Origin of the sequence: Chryseobacillus diguaensis (assembly GCF_049220665.1) — a bacterium.
Classification (GTDB): Bacteria; Bacillota; Bacilli; order Bacillales; family Bacillaceae; genus Metabacillus_B.
Genome location: NZ_JBMKNV010000005.1, coordinates 129,965 through 155,360, shown reverse-complemented (window position 1 = coordinate 155,360; position 25,396 = coordinate 129,965). Strand labels below are relative to the sequence as shown.

General features: G+C 39.1%; 30 protein-coding genes and 1 pseudogene. 14 read left to right on the top strand and 17 right to left on the bottom strand.

Going from position 1 to position 25,396, the window contains the following annotated elements; all coding sequences use genetic code 11:
* Window positions 1-12: 12 nt before the first annotated feature.
* The 3 genes from ACOT8F_RS10300 to ACOT8F_RS10290 all read left to right on the top strand — a co-directional run bounded on the left by ACOT8F_RS10300 (window position 13) and on the right by ACOT8F_RS10290 (window position 3,353).
* Window positions 13-696 carry a zinc metallopeptidase gene (locus tag ACOT8F_RS10300; RefSeq protein ID WP_421651720.1) on the top strand — a complete coding sequence of 228 codons (684 nt, stop codon included), beginning with the start codon at window positions 13-15 and terminating at the stop codon, window positions 694-696.
* A gap of 66 nt (window positions 697-762) precedes the next feature.
* Window positions 763-2,106, top strand: coding sequence for a hemolysin family protein (locus tag ACOT8F_RS10295; RefSeq protein WP_421651719.1), 1,344 nt, complete (start codon window positions 763-765; stop codon window positions 2,104-2,106).
* A 140-nt stretch (window positions 2,107-2,246) separates the two neighbouring features.
* Window positions 2,247-3,353 carry an AI-2E family transporter gene (locus ACOT8F_RS10290; RefSeq protein WP_421651717.1) on the top strand — a complete coding sequence of 369 codons (1,107 nt, stop codon included), beginning with the start codon at window positions 2,247-2,249 and terminating at the stop codon, window positions 3,351-3,353.
* A gap of 199 nt (window positions 3,354-3,552) precedes the next feature.
* Here the strand turns inward: ACOT8F_RS10290 and ACOT8F_RS10285 are convergent, their stop codons facing one another.
* The 4 genes from ACOT8F_RS10285 to ACOT8F_RS10270 are packed head-to-tail and all read right to left on the bottom strand — an operon-like array spanning window position 3,553 to window position 5,063.
* On the bottom strand, window positions 3,553-4,008 hold the full coding sequence (locus ACOT8F_RS10285; RefSeq protein WP_421651716.1) for a hypothetical protein: 456 nt from the start codon (window positions 4,006-4,008) through the stop codon (window positions 3,553-3,555).
* Between the two features lie 54 nt (window positions 4,009-4,062).
* The gene (locus ACOT8F_RS10280) at window positions 4,063-4,539 is read right to left on the bottom strand and encodes an Hsp20/alpha crystallin family protein (RefSeq protein ID WP_421651715.1); all 477 of its coding nucleotides are present in this window, start codon (window positions 4,537-4,539) and stop codon (window positions 4,063-4,065) included.
* Between the two features lie 24 nt (window positions 4,540-4,563).
* Window positions 4,564-4,806 (bottom strand): spore germination protein, encoded by a 243-nt coding sequence (locus tag ACOT8F_RS10275; protein ID WP_421651713.1) that lies wholly within the window; start codon window positions 4,804-4,806, stop codon window positions 4,564-4,566.
* A gap of 14 nt (window positions 4,807-4,820) precedes the next feature.
* Entirely contained in the window at window positions 4,821-5,063 is a 243-nt protein-coding gene (locus ACOT8F_RS10270; protein WP_421651712.1) for a spore germination protein, read from the bottom strand.
* A 605-nt stretch (window positions 5,064-5,668) separates the two neighbouring features.
* Between ACOT8F_RS10270 and ACOT8F_RS10265 the strand changes: the two genes are divergently transcribed.
* Window positions 5,669-5,887 (top strand): spore germination protein, encoded by a 219-nt coding sequence (locus ACOT8F_RS10265; RefSeq protein ID WP_421651711.1) that lies wholly within the window; start codon window positions 5,669-5,671, stop codon window positions 5,885-5,887.
* Window positions 5,888-5,926: 39 nt separating this feature from the next.
* Here ACOT8F_RS10265 and ACOT8F_RS10260 read toward each other — a convergent pair whose 3' ends face one another.
* Window positions 5,927-6,169, bottom strand: a complete 243-nt coding sequence (locus ACOT8F_RS10260) for a spore germination protein (protein WP_421651710.1) — start codon at window positions 6,167-6,169, stop codon at window positions 5,927-5,929.
* 195 nt (window positions 6,170-6,364) lie between these two features.
* Here ACOT8F_RS10260 and ACOT8F_RS10255 point away from each other — a divergent pair, with 195 nt between their 5' ends.
* Window positions 6,365-6,613 carry a YueH family protein gene (locus tag ACOT8F_RS10255; protein WP_421651709.1) on the top strand — a complete coding sequence of 83 codons (249 nt, stop codon included), beginning with the start codon at window positions 6,365-6,367 and terminating at the stop codon, window positions 6,611-6,613.
* 20 nt (window positions 6,614-6,633) lie between these two features.
* On the opposite strand, the gene hpaB is transcribed toward ACOT8F_RS10255, so the two are convergent.
* A complete protein-coding gene (gene hpaB / locus ACOT8F_RS10250; RefSeq protein ID WP_421651708.1) occupies window positions 6,634-8,085 on the bottom strand; it encodes a 4-hydroxyphenylacetate 3-monooxygenase, oxygenase component in 1,452 nt (483 codons plus the stop codon).
* 695 nt (window positions 8,086-8,780) lie between these two features.
* On the opposite strand from hpaB, the pseudogene ACOT8F_RS10245 reads away from it, so the two are divergent.
* Window positions 8,781-9,110 (top strand): annotated as a pseudogene (locus tag ACOT8F_RS10245) (nicotinate phosphoribosyltransferase); the annotation flags it as partial.
* Window positions 9,111-9,147: 37 nt separating this feature from the next.
* On the opposite strand, the gene ACOT8F_RS10240 reads toward ACOT8F_RS10245, so the two are convergent.
* On the bottom strand, window positions 9,148-9,819 hold the full coding sequence (locus ACOT8F_RS10240) for a TerC family protein (protein ID WP_421651706.1): 672 nt from the start codon (window positions 9,817-9,819) through the stop codon (window positions 9,148-9,150).
* Window positions 9,820-9,894: 75 nt separating this feature from the next.
* On the bottom strand, window positions 9,895-10,254 hold the full coding sequence (locus ACOT8F_RS10235; protein WP_421651704.1) for a YuzC family spore coat inner layer protein: 360 nt from the start codon (window positions 10,252-10,254) through the stop codon (window positions 9,895-9,897).
* A gap of 188 nt (window positions 10,255-10,442) precedes the next feature.
* On the opposite strand from ACOT8F_RS10235, the gene ACOT8F_RS10230 reads away from it, so the two are divergent.
* From ACOT8F_RS10230 to ACOT8F_RS10200, 7 genes are all read left to right on the top strand, one after another.
* Complete coding sequence (locus ACOT8F_RS10230) at window positions 10,443-10,676, top strand: hypothetical protein (RefSeq protein ID WP_421651703.1); 234 nt, start codon at window positions 10,443-10,445, stop codon at window positions 10,674-10,676.
* Between the two features lie 241 nt (window positions 10,677-10,917).
* Window positions 10,918-11,055 (top strand): DegQ family regulator, encoded by a 138-nt coding sequence (locus tag ACOT8F_RS10225; protein ID WP_421651702.1) that lies wholly within the window; start codon window positions 10,918-10,920, stop codon window positions 11,053-11,055.
* 217 nt (window positions 11,056-11,272) lie between these two features.
* Window positions 11,273-12,190, top strand: coding sequence for a polyprenyl synthetase family protein (locus tag ACOT8F_RS10220; protein ID WP_421651701.1), 918 nt, complete (start codon window positions 11,273-11,275; stop codon window positions 12,188-12,190).
* Window positions 12,175-12,336, top strand: a complete 162-nt coding sequence (gene comX, locus ACOT8F_RS10215) for a competence pheromone ComX (protein ID WP_421651699.1) — start codon at window positions 12,175-12,177, stop codon at window positions 12,334-12,336. The genes ACOT8F_RS10220 and comX overlap by 16 nt, the downstream gene beginning before the upstream one ends.
* 77 nt (window positions 12,337-12,413) lie before the next feature.
* Complete coding sequence (locus tag ACOT8F_RS10210; protein ID WP_421651935.1) at window positions 12,414-14,672, top strand: histidine kinase; 2,259 nt, start codon at window positions 12,414-12,416, stop codon at window positions 14,670-14,672.
* A gap of 80 nt (window positions 14,673-14,752) precedes the next feature.
* A complete protein-coding gene (locus ACOT8F_RS10205; protein ID WP_421651698.1) occupies window positions 14,753-15,394 on the top strand; it encodes a response regulator transcription factor in 642 nt (213 codons plus the stop codon).
* Between the two features lie 301 nt (window positions 15,395-15,695).
* A complete protein-coding gene (locus ACOT8F_RS10200) occupies window positions 15,696-16,079 on the top strand; it encodes a hotdog fold thioesterase (RefSeq protein ID WP_421651697.1) in 384 nt (127 codons plus the stop codon).
* A gap of 11 nt (window positions 16,080-16,090) precedes the next feature.
* On the opposite strand, the gene mnhG is transcribed toward ACOT8F_RS10200, so the two are convergent.
* The 7 genes from mnhG to ACOT8F_RS10165 are packed head-to-tail and all read right to left on the bottom strand — an operon-like array spanning window position 16,091 to window position 21,849.
* On the bottom strand, window positions 16,091-16,447 hold the full coding sequence (gene mnhG / locus ACOT8F_RS10195) for a monovalent cation/H(+) antiporter subunit G (protein WP_421651696.1): 357 nt from the start codon (window positions 16,445-16,447) through the stop codon (window positions 16,091-16,093).
* Window positions 16,431-16,715, bottom strand: a complete 285-nt coding sequence (locus ACOT8F_RS10190; protein ID WP_421651695.1) for a Na(+)/H(+) antiporter subunit F1 — start codon at window positions 16,713-16,715, stop codon at window positions 16,431-16,433. Before ACOT8F_RS10190 ends, mnhG begins: the two co-directional genes overlap by 17 nt.
* Window positions 16,716-17,192 (bottom strand): Na+/H+ antiporter subunit E, encoded by a 477-nt coding sequence (locus ACOT8F_RS10185; protein ID WP_421651694.1) that lies wholly within the window; start codon window positions 17,190-17,192, stop codon window positions 16,716-16,718.
* A gap of 5 nt (window positions 17,193-17,197) precedes the next feature.
* Window positions 17,198-18,685, bottom strand: a complete 1,488-nt coding sequence (locus ACOT8F_RS10180; RefSeq protein ID WP_421651693.1) for a Na+/H+ antiporter subunit D — start codon at window positions 18,683-18,685, stop codon at window positions 17,198-17,200.
* Window positions 18,669-19,010, bottom strand: coding sequence for a Na(+)/H(+) antiporter subunit C (locus ACOT8F_RS10175; RefSeq protein WP_421651692.1), 342 nt, complete (start codon window positions 19,008-19,010; stop codon window positions 18,669-18,671). Before ACOT8F_RS10175 ends, ACOT8F_RS10180 begins: the two co-directional genes overlap by 17 nt.
* A complete protein-coding gene (locus tag ACOT8F_RS10170) occupies window positions 19,010-19,438 on the bottom strand; it encodes a Na(+)/H(+) antiporter subunit B (RefSeq protein ID WP_421651934.1) in 429 nt (142 codons plus the stop codon). Before ACOT8F_RS10170 ends, ACOT8F_RS10175 begins: the two co-directional genes overlap by 1 nt.
* Before the next feature lie 5 nt (window positions 19,439-19,443).
* Window positions 19,444-21,849: a Na+/H+ antiporter subunit A gene (locus ACOT8F_RS10165; protein ID WP_421651691.1), complete on the bottom strand. Its 2,406-nt coding sequence runs from the start codon at window positions 21,847-21,849 to the stop codon at window positions 19,444-19,446.
* 268 nt (window positions 21,850-22,117) lie between these two features.
* On the opposite strand from ACOT8F_RS10165, the gene ACOT8F_RS10160 reads away from it, so the two are divergent.
* Window positions 22,118-22,675 carry a DUF5366 family protein gene (locus ACOT8F_RS10160; protein ID WP_421651690.1) on the top strand — a complete coding sequence of 186 codons (558 nt, stop codon included), beginning with the start codon at window positions 22,118-22,120 and terminating at the stop codon, window positions 22,673-22,675.
* 217 nt (window positions 22,676-22,892) lie between these two features.
* On the opposite strand, the gene ACOT8F_RS10155 is transcribed toward ACOT8F_RS10160, so the two are convergent.
* Entirely contained in the window at window positions 22,893-23,300 is a 408-nt protein-coding gene (locus ACOT8F_RS10155; protein WP_421651689.1) for a thiol-disulfide oxidoreductase DCC family protein, read from the bottom strand.
* Window positions 23,301-23,449: 149 nt separating this feature from the next.
* Complete coding sequence (locus ACOT8F_RS10150; RefSeq protein ID WP_421651688.1) at window positions 23,450-25,381, bottom strand: transglycosylase domain-containing protein; 1,932 nt, start codon at window positions 25,379-25,381, stop codon at window positions 23,450-23,452.
* Window positions 25,382-25,396: the final 15 nt, after the last annotated feature.

Here is a 25,396-nt window from a genome sequence, read left to right as displayed (position 1 = left end):
AAAAACAGGAGTATGTTTACCCCAGTGTATCTATTTGTAATATTGGCTTTTGGCTTGTCCCTTTGGGCCCAGTTCAAAGTAAAGGGGAATTTTAGAAAATGGTCTGAGGTGCCAGCTTCATCCGGCCAGACAGGTGCACAGACTGCAAGACGCATTCTTGACCAAAATGGACTATACGATGTTCCTGTTGAACCGGTTCCTGGTACATTGACCGATCATTATGATCCAACTTCAAGGGTCGTCCGTTTATCTGAACCAGTTTACTACGGCAGCTCCATTTCGTCTGTATCTGTGGCAGCTCATGAAGTCGGTCATGCTATTCAGCATAAACAGTCATATGGAGCCCTGACTTTCAGACATAAAATGGTGCCTGTTGTAAACTTTACTTCAGGAATATCTCCCTTATTATTAATGGGAGGAATTTTCCTGCGCCAGACTCCGCTGATTGGACTCGGCATCATATTCTTTTCAGCAGCTGTGCTTTTCCAGGTAGTAACGCTTCCGGTTGAATTTAATGCGAGTTCAAGAGCTAAAAAGCAAATGATTACAGAAGGATTAATCCGCAACAATGAAGAAAGAGGAGTAAATAAAGTTCTCGGTGCAGCCGCCCTGACTTATGTAGCGGCAGCCTTAATCTCTGTCTTAGAATTGTTTAACTTTATTATGATCTTCCTGCAAGGCCGTGAAGAGGATTAATGTTTCATTATCAATAGAAGATGAAAATTGGGAGGTGATTCCTTGCTCCTTTGGGGCAAGGATACTTTGGATATAGTTAACTTGTTATTAGTGGCGTTTTTAATCGCCATAACCGCTTTTTTTGTAGCAACGGAATTTGCAATTGTAAAAGTCCGTAGTTCACGTTTGGATCAGCTGATTGCAGAAGGAAATACAAAGGCTTTTGCGGCAAAAACCGTAACAAGCAATCTGGATGAATATTTATCAGCCTGCCAGCTCGGGATCACGATTACAGCCCTTGGGCTTGGGTGGCTAGGAGAACCGGCTGTTGAGCGATTGCTTCATCCTGTTTTTGTAAGTCTGCATATTAATGAATCACTTGCTGGCATTCTCTCCTTTATTATTGCTTTTGCAGTCATAACATTCTTGCATGTTGTTATTGGAGAGCTTGCGCCAAAAACGCTTGCCATTCAAAAAGCTGAATCTGTGACAATGGCGTTTTCAAAGCCGTTAATGTTTTTTTACAAGGTGATGTTCCCGTTTATATGGGTTTTGAACAACTCCGCCCGTCTGTTTGCCGGAATCTTTGGCTTGAAGCCTGTTTCTGGAAGCGAGCTTGCCCACTCTGAAGAAGAGTTAAGAATTATTTTAACGGAAAGCTACCAGAGCGGAGAAATCAATCAATCTGAATTCAGATATGTGAATCGAATTTTTGAATTTGACGACAGAGTTGCTAAGGAAATTATGGTGCCGCGGACCGAAATTGCTACTGTTTCTATTGAAAAAGAGTTTCGGGAAAATCTTGAAACAATGAATACCGAAAAATACACCCGCTACCCGGTTGTTAACGGAGACAAAGACCACATACTCGGTATGATCAACATTAAAGAGATTTTCACCGACTTGTTCTATTTATCCGAAGAGGAAAGAAAAAACGTTTCCCTTGAAAAATATATTAGACCGGTTATTCAAGTAATCGATTCGATTCCGATTCATGATCTGCTAATTAAAATGCAAAAAGAGAGGGTCCATATGGCCATACTTGTGGACGAATATGGCGGAACGGCAGGACTTGTAACAGTCGAGGATATCCTGGAAGAGATTGTTGGGGAAATCCGTGACGAATTTGACCAGGATGAGGTTTCTGAAATTCAGAAAAAAGGTGAAGCCCATTACCTGGTTGATGGGAAGGTATTGCTTGACCAAATCAACAGCCTTTTTCATCTCGATATAGACGAAGAAGAAATTGATACGGTCGGCGGATGGATTTTGTCCCGAAATATTGATATTCAGCCTGGGCAGGGATTTTTATATGAAGGCCATCAATTTACCGTTGTAGAAACAGAAGGGCATTTAATCCGCTCAATAGATATTAAGAAAGTGGAAGGACTACCTGGAACTTCTGAAGAAGCAAGAGAACATACTGTTTAAAGTGTGGTCTTTTTTTTAAGAGTTTTTGGCTCTGTTTTTTAAAAGTTTTCCTAAATTAATTGGAGAAAGCATTGACAGCGCCTGCCTGCTGATAGTAGGTTGAAAATAATGAATACATCGGTTTATGGGAGGAAAGCGGGTTGCTTAAATCAAAGCTTCAATTCTGGACACTAGAGATTTTATTGCTATTGCTGATCATTTTTGTCTGTACAAAGGTTTCTTTTTTGTTTCAGCCAATCGTTTCTTTTACAACAACTTTATTTTTGCCGATGCTAGCTGCAGGAATTCTCTTCTTCATTTTTAGCCCTGTTGTCGGGTTTCTTGAAAAAAACAGAATTCCAAGAACGCTTGCTATTCTAATTATATACCTTGTTTTTATAGGTCTGTTCGTTCTCCTGTTTGCCCTGATCGGCCCGCCGCTCTCCCAGCAGGCAAGGGATTTATTTACAAGCGTTCCAGCTTATACAGCCCAAATCAGCCAATATATTGAAGGTGCCTCCCACTCCAAATGGTTTACATGGATTATGACTCAGGACTATGTTTCAATGGAAAAGATCAAGCAGGCTTTAACGAATTTTTCAACATCTCTTCCTCAAAACATCACTTCCAGTCTCTCGCAGGTGCTTGGAGTCGTCACGAACATTACGTTAACAGTCATCACAGTGCCGTTTATTTTGTTTTATATGCTGAAGGATGGTCATAAGTTTCCCGGCATGGCTGTTAAAGTGCTTCCTATTGTTTATCGTAAAGAGGGTTTGAAAATTTTCTCTGATTTGTACATGACGCTTGCTGCCTACATCCAAGGTCAGCTGATTGTCTGTATATTTGTCGGAGTCGGCTGTTTTATCGGTTTCTCTATTATCGGTCTGAACTACGCGCTGATTCTTGGTATTGTAGTGGCTGTGGCTAATATCATTCCTTATTTGGGGCCATTTATTGGTGCAGCGCCTGCAGTCATTATCGGATTTCTTGAATCCCCGACGAAAGCCCTCTTAGCAGCTGTTGTAGTGACCGTTGTTCAGCAAATCGATGGAAATCTTGTGTCACCACTGATCATCGGAAAACGGCTCAATACACATCCTTTAACCATCATCCTTCTTTTAATCGGAGCAGGAAGCTTTGGAGGCATTCTTGGAATGATTTTAGCCGTGCCTGCATATGCGGTCCTTAAAGCTGTGGTTCTGAATGTTGTCAGACTTGTACGTTTGCGGATGAGATATCAGAATGAAAAAAAGGAAAAGAAATAAGGCAATGCCATTGTCTTTTAAATGACTGTTTTCGCAGAGATTGTTGTTTTTCGTACATGCTTTTATCACGCATTTAGACTAGCATCGGGGCATCTTTTCTTAAAGTTTTTGCCATCCCAATGGTTTCGAGGACTAAATATAGGGTCATGAGCAACAAAGTTTAAGAAAAGAACCTTTTAAATGCAGAAAAGAAAAAAGGTCACGTTTCATTTGAATCGCGGCCTTTTTCTGTCTTGCTTTTTAAATTGATTTTTGGGCCTTCAGGTTCTTCCTCTTTTTCCCCAGAGACGTTCTTATCTTTTACATCTGCTTCTTTGCCATAGGTTGTTCCGATAAACAGCTGTCCTGTTAACTCTTTTACACCTAGCTGGCCAAGATTATTCGAGAGATCTACCTCTTTCATATGAAGGGTTTCAATATGAATCTTTTCAACGTAAAGCATAGGCAATGTTTCATGCTTCGTTTCTTTGTGGAGTATATTATGAACTTCTTTTTGGATAGGCGGGGGCAGCTGTTTCTGTTTAGCTGTTTCCTGATGCTTTATGAAAAGAGTAAGCTGCTTTTCAAGGCTTTGAACGGTTTTCTCAAGATTAGAGATATGCTCCTCAAGCTTTTTTGTTTCGGACTTGTTTTTGTTCTTCTTTTTAAAAATCATCGCCGATCCCACACAGGCTATAGAATGTAGTCTGAAATAGTATAGTCTATGCGGTTAATTGGGGTTAATATTCATATCATCATTTTCCATGCTCAGAGCGGGCTCTTCCAAGCGCTTTGTATACGTAATTTGCAAAAGGCCGTCTTGAATAAAGCTTTGTACAGATTCCTTTACAGCTGGAAAGGGAAGCTTTATGGAGCGTTTGAATTCTCCATAATATCTTTCAGATGAGACAATTGTCTGAAAAGAAAAAGGAGGGTACATCATTCCTTTTATTTTTAATATCGTTCCAGAAGGATCTAAAGCCGTTACCAAGTTTTCTTTTTTTATGCCGGGAAGCTCCACAATAACGACGACTGCTGTTTCTCCATGGAAAATGTCATACTTTGGAAATGGAGCTGCATCCGTTCTTTTTTGAGAGGTTTCCTGGCTTCTCATCATTTCGTTTTCATCGAAAATGGAATCCCAAAAATCATTCTGATGGTACTTTTCTGTTAAGGCGAGCCATTTTTTAATCTTTTCTACATCCAAAGTTCTTCCCCCTCCCATAAAAAGTTATAACTGTGGAACAACTGGATAAGAAGGATTTAGAATTTGATCCTGATCACTGATATCCGGATCCAAATATCCATTTCCCATGTTTGAAAAGCTTGGTGAAAGGTCTCCTAATGAAGCATTCACTCCTGTAATTTTCGTATTGGCTGTGTGGGAATTATGAGAGGTGTTCCCAAAATCGACACTGCCGTTTTGATTAATGGAATTTATTTTTATATTAAATACATTAATTTGATAAGGCATTTAGAACTTCCCCTTTATGTTTGTGTTGTCACTACCTCATCAAGGTTGGCAATATTGGCTTGGTCGTTTTGGTCTGGATCAATATATACATTTTCCATAAGGGCTTCGGTCGGTGAAAGGTCTCCATAAGAACTGTTGCTGCCGGTTGTCTTTGAACTTGAAACATGGCTGTTATGCATTGCTTCGCCAATGTTTACAGAGCCATTATTGGAAATGCTGTTAACTCTGATGCTGAATAGGTTAATGACGGTCGGCATATTCCTTCACCCTCTTCTTGTAGCTGTTTTCTTTTAAAACCTGACTCTTTCCATTTTTCAGGCATTGCTGATAAACATTGAAAAATGTACTAGACAAATATCCCAATTTTCGCATCTGGGTTATCGTATGCAAAGATTAGCCTAATCGTTCTTAATAAATGGCTATTTTCGCAGACATTGTTGTTTTTCTTCACGCATTTAGACTAGCATCGGGGCATTTTTCTTGAAGTTTTTTCCACCCCAATGGTTTCGAGGACTAATATAGGGGCATGAGCAACAAAGTTTAAGAAAAGAGCCTAATAAATAGGCACTATGTGATTCTGTTGGTCATAACCTATTTTAGAAAGGCTCTTTTTCTTTTGGTGTTAAACTTGGCTGTTGATTGCAGCTAGCAGGCACTAAAGATTTAGCGGGCTTACCTTAGAGCCTTCTCGTTGCTTTGCTCCTGCGGGGTCTCCCTTGACACGCTTTTCTAAGCAGGAGTCTCAGCACCCGCACCAATCAACAAGGTGTAAAAATCAACATAAAGCTTTAATTGAGCCTTTCTTTTAAGAACTGAGGCCGTTTGCAAGTCAACAATCTTGGCGAAAACAGGAGGCAGGGATATGCCAGCTATTACTGGACCGGGTAAAATTGATAGATTAAGATATGGGGCGTTAACGATCGGTGATGCATTTGCCATTTCTCCGAAAGTTTCAGAAAGATTTTATTTTGGATCTGGATCAAGTGTTTCTGGGGACCGGGTAAGAATGGTGAATGAAAAAAACCATACTTATAGTAAAAATAGCAGTATAAGTTCACAGAGCCAAACATCGAATGCTTAAAAAATACCTCGTGAGATTGTCTCTCAGGAGGCATTCAGATTAATATTGCTTTGTAACAGGAGCAGATGGATTTTCGATCTGATCCTGATCGCTTTTATCAGGGTCAATGTAAGTATTATTCATGATAGAAAAGTTTACTGAACAATCCCCGAATGCCAGATTAAGACCAATATTTTTCGAGTTCGCAGTATGGCTGTTTTGAGAAATATTTCCGAAATCAATATTGGCATTGTTGCTTAGGGAATTCACCTTAAAGTTAATAATATTAATTTGTGAAGGCATTCTACCCTTCCTTTCTTTTTTCTGACATCCAATCTGTCATTCAGATTCAGTGCAGCTAAATGGCAATTAACTTTGTCGGCTTCCGTCAGTAAGGCTTCTGAAATTTTCTATTTTAAACTACTTACAAAAACAGTATGATGGACTTATTAATGTTGAATATTGTCGAAGCTGATAATTGGGAGGGTGAGTTTTCTTATGAAAATCCGAAAAGCCTCTAATGAAAATAATGTGCAATTTATCGAAAATGTCTACATTTATGAAAATAAAAAAGAGGAAAAAAGCCTTATTGCTGTACCTGATATTGAGTGGTATTTTTCGATCGCCTACAGCGATGATAAAAAAGAAGCAAAAGAAAAATTGCTGCATTCCTTAAACAAGCACACCAGCTCAGATACAGCAAAGCTTTTAGCAGATAAAGCGATTTACTGGGTTACTGAAATGTAATCTACAGGGCCTTAAATTTTTTAAAAGGGCTCTTCAATCGTTAGAAAGCTTTTAACTCTTTCTATATATTCACCTCTCGGATAATTCCAATATAGGTTGGATGCCAATCGAATAGGGTCACCGAAGAAAAAACGTTCGTACTGAGTCTGCCTTGTACCAAAGGCACTCATCGTTGCATCCCATGCCAGCCTGAAAATTTTCGTTCTGTCCTCAGCATTAAAGGCAGCAGATTGAAGATAATGATTTAGCTTCTCAGATATATTGGATGAAAAGTCTTCTTCTGACGGCAGACTCACAAAACCGCCAGCTCCAATCAGCTGCAGGATTTCGCTGAAACGCGGATAAAGCTTTGGAAAGAGACAGACAGCGGAATACAAAGGATGAACACTTGGCCGCATGGTTCCCCATTCATCAAGTTCTGCATTCCTTTCCGAACGTTCAAGCAGTGCTTGCATCGTTTCAACACCTATAATCACTTCGCTTATTATAGACTGAATATGCTGATATTCGCTGGTATTTAACGCTTGCACAAGCAGCTGAGCCGTTCCAAGAATAAACTGGCTTTTAACGGTTTGTCTGTTGACCACTTGATGAAGAGCTTGAGAGATGAAGCAGCTATTTTGAAACAGTTTGTTTGATAAATCCTGTCTATGATAGAAAAATACTCTTTCCCAAGGGACGAGCACATTGTCAAAAACAAGCAGGGTATCCATTTCATCGAATCGGGAAGACAGCGGGTAATTAAAGATGGAATCACCTTGATGAAACGATTCTCTGCAGATAAAAGATAACCCTTTCGTATTGCTTGGTATGCTGAACGCATAGGCATACTCTTCATCTGTAAACTTGCCAGCAGAAGGGAAAATTAGGACTTCATCGGTCATCCCGCCTTCTGTAGCAAGCAAGCGGGCACCATCAATAATCAGGCCCTCAGAGGTTTTCTTGATAATTTTAGCAGCAATGGGCTGAAAGGCATCCTCTTGATAGGCGGAAGAGCGGTTTACTTGCGGATTAATAAAGCTGTGTGTAAAGGACAGGTCGTTTTCTCTTGCAGTTTCATAAAAAGAGGACAGGTTTTTCGCAAAATCGGGATCTTGTTCTTTTAAGATTGATGATGATGCGGAGATTGACATGAGTGCTGTATTCATATAATCAGGGGTTCTTCCCATCATTCCATTTGTGGCAAGCGCCCATTCGGTCATCATGAACCTTCTTTTTTCAAGATCCTCTTTCGTTTCCGGCCTGAGATAAGATAGGCCGACTCTGTTGTTTGTAAGAGGGGAAATATAAGTCATTTTTTCGATTTTTTCTGGGTGCAGCTGCAAATCGTAAAGACTTGCCTTAGTTTTGATAGCACCTTTATAGGCAGGATGGCTGGATAACCGTTCATTTATCTTATCTCCCTTTATCCAAATTTCCGGATGAAGGGCATCAATCCGTTCCACATACTCTTTACCTGAAATGGCGGACAAACAACTCACTCCCTGAAGTTAAAAATGTTAGTAGCAATATATGCACAAACCTTCTGCGCAGTGAGCCTGCCTTTCTTTGAACCGGCTGGAATTACTGGGACCTGCGGAAAAAGGCATAAAGGTACAGATGAAAGAATACATAATTGTAAGACGTGATTCATATAGAAAAGCTTTTAGATGAAGATTTATATTGGCTATTAAAACCGTAGAGAAAGACAATTGGACTAGACTTAAAGAATAACATTTCCAAAAGCGGAGAGAATGGTTAGCAAAGAAAGAAAGGAGTGCTTTTATGAGAGAGGGGAATTTCTTTAAAGGAATTATATGGGCAGCTGTCTTGAGCATTCCGCTGTGGATTGCCTTTTTTGGGTGGGTTAAACTGATTATGTATATGTTTCGGTAGTTTTAAAATCTTCGTTTACCTTTTCATCCTCCCTCCTCATCTTCTTCTCAAAACTTTTTCCGCACTCTTATATTTGCACGCACTCTCATTGGACAGAATAAGAAAAATCTCTTTATTAAAGGCTCTTTTCTTAAACTTTGGTGTTTTCCTCGAAATAAATGAATTCCAAACCAAAATACAACTTAAAATTTTAAGAAAAGATGCCGCGAAGCTTGTATTCATACGTGTAATAAACCTATACAAATAGCAGTAATCGTTGTGAAAACAGCGTTCAAAGAGGAGTGAGAACAGCGTGCAGTCTCTTTTCGATAATGATGGACTAGCATTACATACTGACTTATATCAGATAAATATGGTTGAAACGTATTGGCGGGACGGCATTCATAACCGGAAAGCTGTTTTTGAGCTTTACTTCAGAAAGCCCCCTTTCGGCAATGGATATGCTATTTTTGCAGGTCTTGAAAAAATGCTTAGCTATTTAACGGAGTTCCATTTTGCTGAGAAAGATCTTGTTTATTTAAAAGAAGAGCTTGGATTCAAAGAGGATTTTTTAGCGTTCCTTCGAAGCCTCCGTTTTACTGGGACGGTCAAACCGAAAGGAGATCCGGCTTTTTTAAATGATTATGATTTACAATCACTTGTTTTTAGATTTAGCCAGCCTACCTGGCGTAATGTTCTTTTCTCCTCGTGCGCCTGCTCATAAAACCTAAAAAAATCACCAATGCGATAAAAAGGACTTCAAAACTGTATGTAAACCAATCTTCTTGAAAGTACGGCTGCATAAAGGGTTCTTTCACAATCATTTTGGCTGACGTCCAAGCTAATATTGCAGCTCCAATAAAAATAATGGCCGGAAAGCGATCCATTAGTTTTAGAATAAAGGTACTTCCCCAAACCATAATGGGAATGGAAATCGTTAAGCCAATCGCGACCAGCAGGTAGCTTCCGTGAGCAGCTCCGGCTACAGCCAGGACATTGTCGAGACCCATAATAGCGTCCGCAATAATAATGGTGCGCACTGCTGCAAAAACATTGCGGGAGCTTTTAATGGAAGGGTTATTTTCATCTATTAGCAGCTTATAGGAAATCCAGGCCAAAATCAGGCCACCAGCAAAAAGCAAACCCGGGATTTTAAGAAGATAAACGAAAGCAAAGGTTGAGCATACTCGAATTACAACGGCCCCTATAGTTCCGTACAAAATGACTCTTTTTCTTTTCCCGTTTGGTATATTTCTGGCGGCCATCCCAATTAAAATGGCATTGTCTCCAGCAAGAACCAGGTCAATAATCACGATGGAGAAAACGCCCGCAATAAAGTCTATGGGATTCATGGGATCACCTCTTTTATAGTTTCGCTAAAGAAGAAGCAATTTATGCAAAGCATGTGGTGCGCTAAGAAGTCCATCTTACCACCTGTATACTGCGGTAAGCCTGCAGCATTCTGAGGCAAAGAGCACCCGTAATCCATCTGGACTGTATTGCACATCAAACGAACTGGCAATGCCAGCCTTCTTAATCATGCTTTTCACAAGATCCGTTTTTGCATTCTGTGCATATATCATTAACTGTTTTGCAAATTGCGCAGACTGGCTAATGTTCCTGCTAAGGATGGCAGCATCGGATAGCAGAACCGCCATTCCGCTTGCAGACTGCATAAATCGTGAAGCGTCAACAGGCGGATAAGGTGTGGCAGGAACCCGAAAAGGTGAAGCATATGTATGAGAAGGATGATGGTGCGGGTACTTGCGGCCGTTATAAATGTCCAAAGTCTTTCTGCCCCCTCCATAATCTTTATAAAAGTGTTGCGTTGAAAATCAGCACTTAAAAAAACAGACTTTGTAAACTATATGAAAAAGAAAGAACGTTAACCCCTAAGTATTGAAGCAGCTAAGAAGGAGGATTGCCTTTCTTTGCCGAATACTTCTTCAACTTATTATTTAGGAGGTATGATGCAATGGTTGCGGAGCCGCAGGTTTTTGAACTGGGAGAAAATCTGGTTGCGGTTTTTTCGGTCCAAGTTGGGGAGTGTTTCGCTAAAGTGGAATGTCTTTTTTCATCAAAAGGGGTTGAGGATTATACCATTGAATACCGTGGAAATAAGGATTATCGGGAAAAAGTAATCGGGATAGCTCTAAAAGAAGCAGACAGCTTATTTAAAGAAAAATTATGTATGAGCTTTCAAAAATGAGCTATTAGGTTCTATTAGTATCAAACCTTGTCGTTTTTTAGGGAAATCGATCTGGGTTAAATTTCTTTTAAAATGTATATTTTGGACTATTGCGTTCGTTGCGGTATGACGCACTGAGAATTTCGCCTTATTTTCGGTGAAAATTTATCCACAATCCTTTAAGATTTAAATAAGAGAGATAAGGTCAGCCTATGTCATTAGCCATACAATTTATTGATCTTATTAAAGGAGTGTGGAAGCGTTGCAACAGCAAAAGATTGAAGAATTGACCCAGTTTCTTAAAAACATTGAAAAAGAGATCCAGGAAACGAAACAGTCGCTGCGCTCAATTAATAACAGTATTGATAAATACAATAAATATATTATAAAGGTTTCATGAGGTCAGGCATTTAGCCTGACCTTTTCCTTTGGCACATAATAATGAACAAAAAGAACCGAATTGTATCTTTCGGTTTTTTTGTTGCCTAAAAATGACAAAAACTTTATATATATGTAAAATTCAACAGTTAAACTATTAATAGAAACACATATATAGTAATATTAATCAAGAAAGGGTGATTGCTATAAGTGACCATTTACACTTAAATTTAGGGACGATGAAGCAGTTTTTGCTTGATTCAATTACCTCTTATGTCCAAAATAAGGAATTATTTGAAATCATTCTTCCGTTTCTGAACACAAAAGACCAAGCCTATTTCGGTCAATTAGCTTATGTTCATGGGCGCATCTTTGGGGCTAAGGATGATTTGCTTATTAAGCTGGCAGCCGCAATAGAACTGCTTGCGTTATCCTTTGACATCCTTGATGACCTTGAAGATCTTGATAATGAAAAAGAACCATGGATGCAAATCCATCCTTCCATTGCGCTGAACGCAGCTACGCTTCTATATACAGTGAGCCAGAAAATGATTCTCGAATTGAACAATGGGCAAGAACTCTTAAATCTTGTCAGCAAATATTCCCTTCAGGCAATGGAGGGGCAGCATGAAGACCTGTCCAACTCAGCAGACAGCGAAGACAAATGCCTGGAAATGATGAGAAAAAAGTCAGGGTCATTAATTGCCATGGCCAGCACTGCTGGAGCATATTACGGAAGTGAAGCATACATACCCGAAATTGAAAGCTATGCTTATCAAATTGGTATTGCAGCACAGGCGGAAAATGATTTCAGAGGACTGTTCAACCAAGAAAAAAGTGATCTACGGGCAGAAAAAAATACTCTTGCCCTATTATATTTAAAAAGAAATTTCAACACTCATGCTTCAGAGTTGCTTGAATTCTTCCGCAGTAAAAAAACATTTAAAGAAGAGTATGGCACCCTTGAAAACTACAAAGGTAAGCTCTTTCAGTCAGGTGTCATTCACTATTTGAACGTGATGAAGCAGGTGTCCATTCAAAAGGCTTCAAGCATCTTAGATCAGCTGCCAATTGAACAGAATCAAATTGAGATTCTAAAGTCTCATTTGATCATAAAAAAGGAAAAAGGAGATGAAAAAACATGCAAGAAATCGTAAACTATTTAGTAGAAAACCCAGATGTATTGGAAAAAGTGGTTAGTGGTCATGCAAGTATTTTAGGCCTAGACCATGTTGATGATGTTATTGGATTGGTACAAGGAGTATTGAATACAGGAAAAACTGTAGCAACATATTGGTGGTAAGCAGTAAAGAATGAAAGGGTAATTATATGAAGCGAAATTCCAACAAGATTTACTTAGTGGCAGTTATATTGAGTATCATGATTACTACCTATATGATTCTTCTTAGCATAAACGCTCCATATGTAGGAGCAAATGTAATTTTTGATGCAAACAATAAGCTGATTGTATCAGAAGTAGACCCAAACGCATGGGCGGCTAATGAAAATATCAAAAAAGGTGACGAAATACTTGAAATTAATGGGAATTCTCCTTCGTTGCATTTCCCATCGACCAATTACGGGCTTTTAGAACAAGTTAAAACCTTAGAGGTACGACACATTAGTAATAATAAGGTAGAGAAATTACCCGTCGAAGAGTCTCTCTTAACTTATCAAGGTTTATTTCTATTAATTATCCCTTTTATTCTTTATCTGTTATGTTTGTTTTGTTTTTACTTTGTTTATAAAACAAATAAAAAACTCAACTTGCCATCAGCATTTATATTGAATATGTTCATACTTACTATTGGAGTATCCTATGTGAGTGCTAGTGGTTCTTCAAGGGGAGATGAGGTGATGAGATATATCAATCTCTCCTTGTTTTTATTGGTTCCAACGTTTTATATGCATTTTATTTATCAGTATTTCCTGGAACTTGGAAAAAAATTATTTAGTTATAAATTTGTTATTTTTTGCTATATAGTTCTGATTATAAATATTGTAATTGAAATAACGAAGTTTTTTACCTTTATAAATTATAATTTTTATAAATCTGTTAATCTAGCATCTTTCACTCTACTTATCGGCTTAACATTTATCCTAAAATTTGTAGGGTTAAAAAAGGTGAAATATTCTGCTCAAGAATATTTCGTTAAAATCTTAATAATTACTAACATAGTCGCTTTTTCTCCCTTTGTATTATTGTATATTCTTCCGTATGTAATTTTTAATAAATATATTTTTTCTCCAGTTTTTTTAGCTTCTTTTTTACTTTTAATCCCGTTTTCTCTTGTTTATCAATTTCTAGCGACTAAAATTTATGATATTGAGTTTTTACTTGGAAGGCTTCGTTATTATGCCTTATTAGGCATAATTCCTACTTTAGTTAGTGTTGCTATTATGTTATTTTTAAAAGAAAATGATTCTGACCAAACATTTTATACAGTAAAATTGTTTATTTTTATTTATATTGTAATGCTTGGGGTATTTTATCTTAAAGAAATTTTAGACTACAGACTTCGTTTGAAAAGGTTCTCAGAAAAGTACAACTATCAAGATAGTATATTTAAATATACAAATTCAATCCGGAAAGCAACAAAGTTAGATCAAGTAATAAATGAACTCAAAAAAACCATCACTGAAGTTGTGTTAGTAAATCGAGCTTATTTTATTGAAATTAGTAAAGAAGGAACAGTTATTTCAGTAGACATTGATGCTCTAGAAGCAGACTATGTGCCTTATGAGAAGGAAATTAGTAAGGTATTATCTGAGATTGGGAAAATTCATGAAGTTGATCGAGGCTTTTTAATCAATGTTGGTGAAACAGACAATCGTATTTTCGTATTGCTCTGCTTATCTGTTTTAAATACTCCAAGATTAACTAGAGACGAAAGTTCATGGCTGAAAACACTTTCGTTTTACACTAATGTCTCATTGGAAAACTTCCTAAAAATCGAGCAGCTGCTGGATCATTTGGAAACGATTGAGCAGAAAGGAACAAATCCTGCCTGGCTCACTAAATTGCTGTTCTCTATTGAAGAGAAGCAACGATCGAATCTCGCGAAAGATCTTCATGATTCAGTGCTGCAGGATTTGATTTCCTTAAAGCGTCAGTGCGAACTGGCTATTGCTGATATGGAAAAGTCTCCGGTTGAGTTGAAAGATGAACTGAACGTCATGAACGAAAACATGACAAAGATCATTAAAACTACCAGAGAAACGTGCCAGGAATTGCGGCCGCAATTGCTGTACGATCTTGGGCTTGTGAAAGCATTGAACAAATTGGTCTCACAGGTTCAGGAAAATGTAAAATTCGATATCCGGCTCAATACGGGGAATTTTCAAGCGAATGTTGATATTGATACCCAGCTTAATTTATACAGGATTGTTCAGGAGCTTCTCACCAATGCGAACAAGCATTCACAGGCTACAAATGTACTGATCATGCTTGTCAGCATCAAGGATAAAATTGTTCTTCATTACGAGGACAATGGAGTCGGCTACGATCGGGAGGACATTCCTTATAGGCCTGTCAGCATGGGTCTTTCCGGAATTAGTGAGCGTGTTAAAGCCTTAAAAGGAACATTAACTATCGAAACTTCCACCGGAAATGGGTTTAAAGCAGTAGTAGAAATTTAAAATTTGTAATAAAAGACTTGGCTTTAGCCAAGTCTTTTTTATAAAATAGAACTAACTGTATAGAGAGAGGTGAGGGGGATATGATACAAATTTTGGTGGTGGATGATCATCCAGCAGTCAGAGAAGGCACAAGAGCAATTCTTGAGACGGATCCAGAAGTAAAAGTGGATTTTTTGAATCCGCCATTTACTATAGAAAAGCTGGAAAAAACAGATTTTACACCATTTGATGTCATCTTGATGGATATGAATCTTGGCGATATTAACGGCATGGAATTATCAAAAGGCATCATTCAAAAAACAGATCAATGTAAAGTGATTTTATACACTGGCTATGATGTAGAGGATTATTTTGATGAGGCGATTCGGATGGGCATCCATGGGGCCATCAGCAAAACTGAGCCAAAGGAAAAGATTCTGGCTTATATCCGATCCTCACTAAATAATGAGATTGTCCTGAATTATGATTACTTCCGCAATATTCTTTCTCAGCAGAAAGGGAATACAAGCAACCAGGAAATTGAGCATGAGCATTTAAGTGCGAGAGAAAAATCCATTCTTCAAGAGGTCGAAAAAGGTCTCACTAATCAAGAGATTGCAGACAAACTCCATCTTAGCAAGCGTTCGATCGAGTATAGTTTAACGGCTATTTTTAATAAATTGAATGTTGGATCAAGAACTGAAGCTGTTCTGATTGCTAAATCAGAAGGAACAATAGATTAGTGAAAGCTAATCTATTGTTTTTTTTGTGCAAGCATTTGAAGGATTTTTGTCATTACAGCACGAATACTCTGAATTAGAACCTTTACAAAATCCATACAAAATATCAATACTAGCGTGATATTCATCCTTTAATATGGAAATTAAATTTACGTACGGATAACGCCGAAAGCGTTTTGTACAGGGGGATAGGATGGACATCATGGCAGTATTACCTATATTAGTATTGATTGGTTTGTATTTTTTGTTTGTTGTAACGGTTCTGAAAAAAGAGTAGGCTGCGGTCACTAAGGGGGCTTTTTTTTTGGAAACGAAAAACACATTAATCAGTGCGCTCGGGATTGAAATTCAGGAAATTTCGGATAAAGGCGTGATTGCGACCATGCCAGTTGATAAAAGAACACATCAGCCATTTGGCATTCTCCACGGAGGTGCGTCGGTAGCGCTGGCTGAAACCGCTGCAAGCATCGGATCTTTCCATTTTATTGACAAGGAAACAGAAATTTGTGTCGGACTTGAAATTAACGCGAATCACATTCGCTCGAAAAAAGAAGGCGTTGTTACAGCACATGCCGTTCCAACCCACGTGGGAAAAACCACAATGGTTTGGGAGATTAAAATAGTAGATGAAGAAGAAAAGCTGATCTGTCTCTCAAGGTGCACGATGGCGGTTCTTAAAAAGAAATAAGAGGGCGGGATTTAATCCCGGCCCTCATTTTTTTTAACTTTTTTTAAATCATCCTGTACACTGTGCTTCCAAAGCGGAATGTTAATGTGATAGGCAGCTCTCATGATCAGATGTCCTGCTACAGGAGCTGTAATAAAAACAAAGATAATACCAAGAATCACTTTTGAGTTAATTTCGCCCTTTATGATCCAAAAATACAGAAAGACACCAAGCAAAAGACTTAGGATTCCTAGCGTAGAGCTTTTTGAAGCAGCATGGTTTCTTGTATAAGGGTCAGGCAGACGGATGACACCTATTGCAGCAATCAAATTCAGAAGTGCACCCTGAAGAATGAGAAAGCCGATGATAAATTTACTGATCTCGGTCATTTTCAACAATTTCCCCTTTCTCCAAAAATTTCGAAAAGGCCACTGTTCCAATAAAAGAGAGTACTCCAAGGAGCAGGATAATTTCCAAAAAGGCGTCCGTGCTTAGAATAATTGAGAATACGGCTGTTATTCCGATTAAGGTAATCCCAATCGCTTCAAGAGCAATGATTCTATCAGGCTCACTAGGGCCTTTTACAAGCCGGTAAAAGTACATTGCTGTAGAAAAGGCAATAATCAAAAGAGACAGTTTCATAACAAAGTCAAACATTTACTGGCTCACCTCCCTGATGGCTTTCTCAAAAGAATTCCGGATATCCGCTTTTGCCTGTTCCGCATCCCCGATATCCATAGCATGAATATAAAGAATCCGGTTGTCGTCTGAAATTTCTACTACAAGTGTTCCAGGCGTTAGTGTGATTAAATTAGCGAGAATGGTTATTTCCCAAGCCTTTTTCAGATTAGTTTCGTAGGCAAAGATGCCAGGACTCATTTTCATCTTTGGAGATAAAACGACTTTTAACACTGACAAATTAGCGAGAATTAATTCTTTATTAAAGATGGTCAGCAGCCTGAATATGGCGCACACATTATAAAAATAAAAACGGGTACTGAAAAATCTTCTGAATCCGAAAATTAAAATGAGACCGAGAAAATAGCCTGTGAAAAAGGTCATCACATGGAAATCTGATTGCAAAAACAACCAGATGAGCGCAATGAAAAAATTCAGTAGTATTTGGACCGCCATAGAATCTACTCCTTCAATACTGCTTTAATATAAATGGAAGGATCTATAAGTGTGTCTGAAGCCTGCGTTACATAAGGAGATACAAACTCTATTCCCAAGCCGTAAGCAACAGAAACAGCAACAAGAAAAACAATAGGAAAGAGTAATCCTTTTAAGGAGATCTTTACATCTAAAGGCTTTTCTTCTCCCCAAAATGCGTGGATAAAAATCCTTATCATAGATTGCAGAACAAGCAGACTTGATAGAAGGACAAGAATGCTAATAACGAATTCGCCTGCTTCAAATCCCCCTTGAACAATTTTTAGTTTTCCAATAAAGCCGCTAAGCGGAGGAATCCCTGCAAGTGATAAAGCTGCAATGAAAAACAGCCAGCCAAGGAAGGGATAATGCCGGATAAGCCCGCCCATTTTTTTTATGTTGCTCGTTCCGGCTGCAGCTGCAATCGTTCCTGCCAGTAAAAATAATGTTCCTTTAATAAGCATGTCATGAAGTAAATAATAGATGGATCCTTCTATAGAGGCGGAAGTAAAAGCTGCCACTCCGAAAAGAATAACACCTGCTGCTGTGATGATGTTATAGATGACTATTTTTCTGATATCCCAGTACGACAGCGACCCGATGATGCCGAATAATACGGTCAATGCTGAAAGCCAGGCCAAAACCTCATGGGTAACTCCTGTGTCGTGGATAAAGATAAGGGTGAAAACTCTAGTAATTGAATAAACCCCAACCTTTGTAAGCAGAGCACCAAACAGGGCAGTAACGGCTGTTGGGGGTGCCTGATAGGAACCTGGCATCCAGAAATAAAAAGGAAAAATGGCTCCTTTCATTCCGAAAACGATCAGGAATAGGATGGCAATGACCGTTAATAATCCGCTCTGTCCATTTTCGGCAAGCTTTACACTCAAGTCTGCCATGTTCAGCGTTCCAGTCACAGCGTAAAGATAAGCTACAGTAATAACGAATATGGCCGATGCAAACACATTAATAACGATATATTTAATAGACTCTCTCAGCTGGATTTTTGTACCACCGAGTACAATCAATAAATAGGACGCCATCAGCAATACTTCAAAAAATACGAATAGGTTAAAAATATCCCCTGTCATGAATGCTCCTGTAACACCCGCGATAAGAAAGTGAACTCCCGGGTAATAGTAAAACACTTCCCTGTCTCTCCCAATTGATTTGAATGAGTAGAGGATGGCTGCAAAGCTAATCAGGTTAGTTGTCAGAACAAGAAGGCTTGCATACATATCAGCAACAAAAACAATGCCATAAGGTGCTTTCCAGCCTCCGACATCTACTGTTTGAATACCATGCAGATGAACGGTCCCAACAAGCATGAGAGAAATCATAATGGACAGTAAAGAAGCAGCAGCACTGATCCATCTTTGCAAAAAGACGTGTTTGTTAAAGAAAATCAGCAGGATCGCTGTGACAAGCGGGATCAGCAGAGGAACCATTATGAAATTATTATTCATGCTGATCATTTCCTCTCATATGGTCAAGATTATCTGTACCAAGCTCCTGATAAGTCCGGTAAGCAAGAACAAGCAAAAAAGAAGTAACGCCAAAGCTGATAACAATGGCAGTTAAAATCAAGGCTTGCGGGAGGGGATCTGCATAGCTGCTTGCCTGTTCACCTAATAAAGGAGCGTTTCCTTTTTTTAGTCCCCCCATTGTTAAAATCAGAAGGTGTACCCCATGACTCAAAAGCGCCGTTCCAATGATAATTCTTAGCAGGCTTTTTGATAACAGCAAATAAGTAGCGGTCATGAACAAAATACCGCAGACAAAACACATTAAGATTTCCATTATCCCGTCTCTCCAATCGTCTGAATAATGGTCATAGTAACTCCAACTACAACAAGGTAGACACCAAAGTCGAATAAAGTGGCTGTTGCCAGTTCAATTTCTCCAAAAAAGGGAAGATGAACGGCCCCGTGCCAATGCTTAAGAAAGGGCACACCATACAAAAAGGAGCCCATTCCTGTAAGGATTGCCGTTAAAAGGCCTGCTGCAGCAACATGCAAGTAGTTAATCGGAATAATAGTAACTACGGTTTTCACATCATATGCAAGCAATAACAGGACAAGGGCAGAAGAGGTCATCAGCCCTGCGATAAATCCTCCTCCTGGAGTATAATGCCCAGAAAAAAAGAGGTGAAAGGAATAGATGATGGTTATAAACAATACAGTTTGCGTTACTGTCTGGAGGATCACGTCGTTTGTTTTATGATTGATCCGTTTCAACGATCTTCCTCCTTTGCTTTCCTAAGTTTAATCATACTGAAAATGCCAAGGGCTGCTATTCCAAGGACTGTAATTTCAAACATCGTGTCAAAGCCCCTAAAGTCTACCAGTATAACGTTTACGACATTTTTCCCGCCGGCAAGAGTATAGCTGTTTTTAAGAAAATAATCTGAAATGGTCTCTCCGGACCGCTGGCTGTTTGCAGAAAGGGCGATTACCGTTACAAGAGCGCCAACTCCTATTGAAATAACCAGGTTTCTTGCTTTAAATCCAACAGATTTGCTCCTTTTTTGAAGCTTTGGAAGGTAGTAAAAACAAAGCAAAAAAAGAGCGACATATACTGTTTCAATAATCAGCTGTGTTAAGGCAAGATCTGGTGCCCTGAAGAAAACAAAAAACAGTGCTACTGTATACCCGACAGCACCAAGTGCAATAATGGCGGTCAAGCGTGATTTGGCAAACAGGATGGAAATGGATCCTGCAGCCATTACAAGAGCAAGGATTACCTCATAAATACCGATTGGGGCAGAGTCCTTCGGATAGAAAGAAAATGCACATTTATAAATTATCGTCCCTCCAGCCAGTACAATTAAGAAGGCAAAGGTATAAGCTAAGTAATCCCGTAGAAACCCTGTCATATAGAAATTTGTCAGCTTGTTGGAACCTTTACCTGCAGCATGAAGGATCTTTTCGTATGCTTTATTGAGTGTTAGCTTTTCAGGGAAAAGCTTGTAAACAGCCTGCCATTTCCGCAAGGTGATGTATCCTAAAATCCCTAAAATGATAACTCCGGCAGTTATTAACAGTTCTACCGTAAAACCGTGCCAAATGGAGATGTGGACTGGAAAGGCTCCAGTATGAGCCTGCAGCTTAGGAAAAATAGCACCTGCTGCCGGTTCGATGATGGATTTGGCTATTAAACCAGGGAATAAACCAAGCAAGACAACTAACGTACCAAGAATGACAGGGGATATAAGCATTCCAGCTGGTGCTTCATGCGGCTTTTTCTTAAGCTTTTGCGGCTGAAATTTTCCTGTAAAGGTTTTAAACACGACAATCATGCTGTACAGAAAAGTGAATATGCTTCCAATCCAGGCAATCGCAGGGAAGAGAATGGACCAGCTCTCGGCCTGAAGGAAATTCAATTTTAATACACTGAGCATTCCTGAAAAAAACATCTCTTTACTTAAAAAACCGTTGAAAGGCGGAATGCCTGCCATTGAAAATGCACCAATCATCGAAATGGTAAAAGTAACGGGCATAAAGCTCATCAATCCACCAAGCTTTCGAATATCCCTTGTGCCTGTTTCATGATCAACAATTCCTGCAGCCATAAAAAGACTGCCTTTAAAGGTAGCATGATTAATCAAATGAAAGATGGCAGCAACAATGGATGCGATATATAAATTATCATCTATTGAATCAAATTGGAGTGCTGCTGAACCGACACCGAGAAGAGACATGATTAATCCCAGCTGGCTTACTGTTGAAAAGGCCAGGATGCTTTTTAAATCAGATTGTTTGATGGCATGGAAAGAACCCCAGAACATTGTAAATAGTCCTGTAAGCGAGACGATCCAAAACCATTCAGGTGCCATACCGAAAACGGGCGTAAATCTGGCAACGAGATATAGACCTGCTTTTACCATTGTTGCTGAATGGAGATAGGCACTGACAGGGGTCGGCGCTTCCATTGCATCAGGAAGCCAAATGTAGAAAGGAAATTGAGCTGACTTCGTAAAGGCGCCTAAAAGAAACAAAATTAAAGCTCCTGCCATAAAAGGATCATTCATAATCTCCGCAGACTGGCTGATGGCTTCACGAATGCTGAATGAATGGGTAATCTGATTAAGAAGAAGAATTCCTCCAAGCATGCACAGACCGCCGAAAATGGTCAGAATCATCGATTTTTGTGCACCTTCCCTGGATTTTTTTCGGTGATGCCAATAACCGATCAGAAGGAAGGAGGAAACACTGGTAAGCTCCCAGAATGTATACATAATGATCATATTGTCTGATAGAACAATTCCAAGCATGGAGCCCATAAACAATAGAAGAAATACATAGAAATTGTTAAGTTTTTCATTTTCTCCATTTAAATAGTAAATGGAATAAAGGATGACGAGAGCTCCAATTCCGCTGATCAAAAGGGAAAACAAAAGGCTCAGACCATCGAGATATACCGTAAATTGAATGCCAAGTGACGGAATCCAGCTGATAGTTGAGGATATTGTACCGTCATTCATTGTTGTCCCTATATTCGTTAAAAAATAGATAAAAAGAAGGGCAGGAACAGGGAGAACGAACCATCCGGTGGGAATAAAGCGCAGTTTTCTGTATAGAGCCGGAACGAGAATGGCAAAAAGAAAAGGAAAGAGAATGGAAAAGTGCAATAAGGTCATATCGAACCTCCTTTTATGTAGAATAGATTTTTATTAGTAACCTCATTTTCCGGTTAAATAGTTTGTTGTTGAAATTCATGGTCATGTGACCCTGAATTTATTATAACGTACTCTGCTGCAGCTTGCATGGATTCCTCCTTATTATCCTCTGATTGGAAAAATCAATCAGTACTTTGGGTTAAATTTCTGTCTGCTAAAAGTTTTTCTTGCGGAGGAAAATGACCTTGCTTCATAATGAGGAAGGAATGTTAAAAGAAGGGAAAACCTCATGAAAAATACCTACTTCACCGGATATTTTCCGCTTATTTCAATTTTGCTTTTCAGTACTTCTATGTCAATCGCTGCGGTCATTTACGCAACAGAGCTTTTAAAAAACTTCGGTATCTACAATGGGATGCTTGGAATAGTATCTGAGAGTGAGATACGGATTGCCTTGTTTGTACTGTTTGCACTCATTTTTTTTATGATTCTTTCTGCTTTGAAGTTAATAGCCAACACCGTAACAGAGCTAACATTGCTTTTTTTCTCAAAAGATTCAGAAGGAAAGACACTCACTAAAATTAGGGCAGGCTCTGCTTTTTTTCTGGTGGGAGGAGCTTTGTCTCTCTTGCTTATTCAATTTGGCTGGCTGATTGCTGCTGTTTTTCTCTTAGCCTCTTTTTGTTATTTCGTGTTTCTTGTGTACCAAACCAGTTCTATGCTTTCTTCAATTTCCCTTATCGGACTTGTTTTATTTCACTTGTTATTTTGGATCATCTTCATTCTTGGGCTCTTTTTCCTGCTAGTCAGACTCTATAACAGTTTTATTTCGAGTTTGCCTTTATAGGGGCTGTTTCTCCAGCAAAAAAATGGCACCTTGCTTTTTTAGCAGGGTGCCATTTTTTAATCCATAGCTCTGTTAAATTTGTCTGTTGATTGCAGCTAGCAGGCGTACGCTTTCCGCGGGCGGCTCGGAAGCCTCCTCACAGCAAGGCTCCTGTGGGGTCTCCTGTATCCGTTCCAATCAACAGGTGCTTAAAATCAACACCATTCATTAACATAGCCTAATCCAAAAATCTTTTTCTTTCCTCTGGGGAAGGGATCCGGCAGCTTTCTTTTTGACCAAACCATTTGTACCGGTTTTTCGCAATTATTCCATAAAAGAAATCACGTATCGGTCTTGGAATAATGATAAAAACGTAAAGAAGCTTCCAGAAGCCCGATAGGTTTTTAATGATCCTTAGAGCAGCAGATGATTTCAGATAACAGCAGTTCTCCTCAATAACTACAAGAGAATCGAAATTTTTAAGAGGAAGCTTATGTTCTTTTAAGAGATGCTGCCCAGCGTCTGACTGTAGAGCCGCGAACTGAAATTCTTCTTTGTTATCATATTTCAGGATAAGCTGTACCGTACTGTCGCAAAAATTGCATACACCGTCAAACAGCAGAATAGGTTTTGAAGACTTTTTCATAAGCATCGATCCTTTAATTGGGAAATTTTCTTTAATGTGCAGCGCCTAGACCCTCGAGGTCGCTTCAGAAAAATCCGAAAAATCTAAGATTGGACTTTCTGGATTTTTCCTCCAGCGCTTGTCGGGGCTGACCAGGCGCTTCCGATTTGCTAATACGAAGCAGGTTTCAGTATGTTTTTCCAGATTAGGAGAGGGGCTCCTCTTTTGTAGATTGGCCCGATTGAACCATTTGTGTCTTTTCCGATCCATACTCCAGCAGTGTATTGGCCGCTTATTCCGATAAACCAGAGATCGTTGTAATTATTGGTTGTGCCAGTTTTTCCGCCTTCATATTCGGTAATGTGGTGGTTTGCTTTTTTTCCTGTCCCATTTTTTATTACAGATGCCAGGAGTTCTTTCATTTTAATGTTTGTCTCTGGTTTCCAAACTTTTTCTCCGTTCTGGTCCCATTGATAGAGGAGTTTCCCTTTTAAATCTGTCACTTTTGCTATGGCATGATTTGGATAAAAAGTGCCGTTTGTAGCGAATGCCGTGTAAGCACTTGTCATTTCAAGAGGTGAAAAACCATAATCCATTCCGCCGATAGCGGATTGAAGCCTTTTGCTTTCTTTAGGAAGCATTGAAAAATGGAATGGCTCAAGATAGCTGAAAGCTGTTTTCGTTCCGACTTGATCAAGCATTCTGACAGCCGGAGTGTTATAGGACTGCTGGAAGGCTTTTTTTAAGGTCACCATACCGTAACTTTTCCCTGTGTAATTTTTGGGACAAAAATTATCTTTGCAAAAGGCATCCGCATTAATAAGACTGCTTGGTCCAGCACCTGTTTTTTCGATATATGGAACATAGTCAAGAAGAGGCTTTATAGATGAACCAGGCTGGCGGTATGCTTGAAAGCCGCGATGGAAGCCAAGCTTTTGATAATTTTTCCCGCCGCTTATGGCTGCTACCCCATGAGTCATATGGTTGATCACTACAGCGGAAGCCTGCACATCTTTTTCGGGCACATTTTTTGAAATTTCCTGAATGATTTTATCCTGAAGAGCGGGATCGAGAAAAGTTTCAATTTTTACGCCTTTTCCAAGTACCTCATCTGTTCTTTTTGAAAGAAGTTTTTCTTGTCCAGCCGCAATTTTCTGATCAGCAGAAAGGATTCTTCTTTGATAGCCTTCCTTTTCAGAGATCAGTTCCTTCAGCTCGGCACGGACATATGTCACATAATCAGGATAAAGATCCTTGGATTTTTTCAAATCAAGTGAAATCGGCTCCGCCAATGCCTTCTGAAATTCTGTTTTCTTTATTTTTTCAGCCTTTAAAAGGGCTCTTAAAAGTCTTTCCTGGCGCTTTTTTGTTGCTTTTGGATTTTTCAGCGGATTATATAGGGCAGGATTATTCGGAATGGCACAAAGATAAGCGATCTCGCCGAGATTTAAAGCCTTCAGCGGCTTGCTGAAATAATATTGTGCGGCTGTCCCAATTCCATAAATATTGTTTTGAAAATATATGGTGTTCAAATAATACTCAAGAATTTCATTTTTATCCAGCTTCCGTTCTAGCTGATAAGAATAAAGAAGCTCGCTCACTTTCCGATTATAGGTGCGATCCTGAGTGAGAAAGAGGTTTCTTGCAAGCTGCTGGGTTATTGTACTGCCGCCCTGATCAAGAGAGCGGTTTTTAAAATTCACAAATAATGCTCTAGCCACTCCGCTAATATCAAATCCCATATGTGAATAAAAATTCTGGTCCTCTGATACAATGAAAATTTGCTTAGCGGCATCAGGAATATCCTGCAATGAAGTGAAAATTCTTTTTTGATTTTCCGTTGAAATTTCCGAAACAATATCTCCATCCCTGTCCAGTATATAACTGTTTTGAACAAGGGGGACTGTTTTCAAAGGAATTTTTTTATCCAGCATGACCGGAAGTGATTTCATGCTGTGGACCTGACTGCCAGAGCCGAGAAGCAGAAAGAAAAACAATGGCATCATAATAAGAATGGCTATCCAGCCGAAGAACGCTCGCAAGGTTGTCCCACACTTTCTAAATAGGTATTTATCTAGTAATATCCTAACATTGTTTTCCATAGTATAGAAGATTTT

Excerpts from the sequence above, each read along its gene's own strand:
- ACOT8F_RS10260 (WP_421651710.1), bottom strand. The coding sequence starts at position 6,169 with ATGCCTTCACAAATTAATATTATTAACTTTAAGGTGAATTCCCTAAGC.
- mnhG (WP_421651696.1), bottom strand. The coding sequence starts at position 16,447 with ATGACCGAGATCAGTAAATTTATCATCGGCTTTCTCATTCTTCAGGGT.
- ACOT8F_RS10300 (WP_421651720.1), top strand. The coding sequence starts at position 13 with ATGTTTACCCCAGTGTATCTATTTGTAATATTGGCTTTTGGCTTGTCC.
- comX (WP_421651699.1), top strand. The coding sequence starts at position 12,175 with ATGCAAGAAATCGTAAACTATTTAGTAGAAAACCCAGATGTATTGGAA.
- ACOT8F_RS10205 (WP_421651698.1), top strand. The coding sequence starts at position 14,753 with ATGATACAAATTTTGGTGGTGGATGATCATCCAGCAGTCAGAGAAGGC.
- ACOT8F_RS10270 (WP_421651712.1), bottom strand. The coding sequence starts at position 5,063 with ATGCCGACCGTCATTAACCTATTCAGCATCAGAGTTAACAGCATTTCC.
- ACOT8F_RS10285 (WP_421651716.1), bottom strand. The coding sequence starts at position 4,008 with ATGATTTTTAAAAAGAAGAACAAAAACAAGTCCGAAACAAAAAAGCTT.
- ACOT8F_RS10155 (WP_421651689.1), bottom strand. The coding sequence starts at position 23,300 with ATGAAAAAGTCTTCAAAACCTATTCTGCTGTTTGACGGTGTATGCAAT.
- ACOT8F_RS10275 (WP_421651713.1), bottom strand. The coding sequence starts at position 4,806 with ATGCCTTATCAAATTAATGTATTTAATATAAAAATAAATTCCATTAAT.
- ACOT8F_RS10210 (WP_421651935.1), top strand. The coding sequence starts at position 12,414 with ATGATTACTACCTATATGATTCTTCTTAGCATAAACGCTCCATATGTA.
- ACOT8F_RS10150 (WP_421651688.1), bottom strand. The coding sequence starts at position 25,381 with ATGGAAAACAATGTTAGGATATTACTAGATAAATACCTATTTAGAAAG.
- ACOT8F_RS10265 (WP_421651711.1), top strand. The coding sequence starts at position 5,669 with ATGCCAGCTATTACTGGACCGGGTAAAATTGATAGATTAAGATATGGG.
- ACOT8F_RS10240 (WP_421651706.1), bottom strand. The coding sequence starts at position 9,819 with ATGAATCCCATAGACTTTATTGCGGGCGTTTTCTCCATCGTGATTATT.
- ACOT8F_RS10185 (WP_421651694.1), bottom strand. The coding sequence starts at position 17,192 with ATGGCGGTCCAAATACTACTGAATTTTTTCATTGCGCTCATCTGGTTG.
- ACOT8F_RS10230 (WP_421651703.1), top strand. The coding sequence starts at position 10,443 with ATGGTTGCGGAGCCGCAGGTTTTTGAACTGGGAGAAAATCTGGTTGCG.
- ACOT8F_RS10190 (WP_421651695.1), bottom strand. The coding sequence starts at position 16,715 with ATGTTTGACTTTGTTATGAAACTGTCTCTTTTGATTATTGCCTTTTCT.
- ACOT8F_RS10180 (WP_421651693.1), bottom strand. The coding sequence starts at position 18,685 with ATGATCAGCATGAATAATAATTTCATAATGGTTCCTCTGCTGATCCCG.
- ACOT8F_RS10220 (WP_421651701.1), top strand. The coding sequence starts at position 11,273 with ATGAAGCAGTTTTTGCTTGATTCAATTACCTCTTATGTCCAAAATAAG.
- ACOT8F_RS10255 (WP_421651709.1), top strand. The coding sequence starts at position 6,365 with ATGAAAATCCGAAAAGCCTCTAATGAAAATAATGTGCAATTTATCGAA.
- ACOT8F_RS10165 (WP_421651691.1), bottom strand. The coding sequence starts at position 21,849 with ATGACCTTATTGCACTTTTCCATTCTCTTTCCTTTTCTTTTTGCCATT.
- ACOT8F_RS10175 (WP_421651692.1), bottom strand. The coding sequence starts at position 19,010 with ATGGAAATCTTAATGTGTTTTGTCTGCGGTATTTTGTTCATGACCGCT.
- ACOT8F_RS10160 (WP_421651690.1), top strand. The coding sequence starts at position 22,118 with ATGAAAAATACCTACTTCACCGGATATTTTCCGCTTATTTCAATTTTG.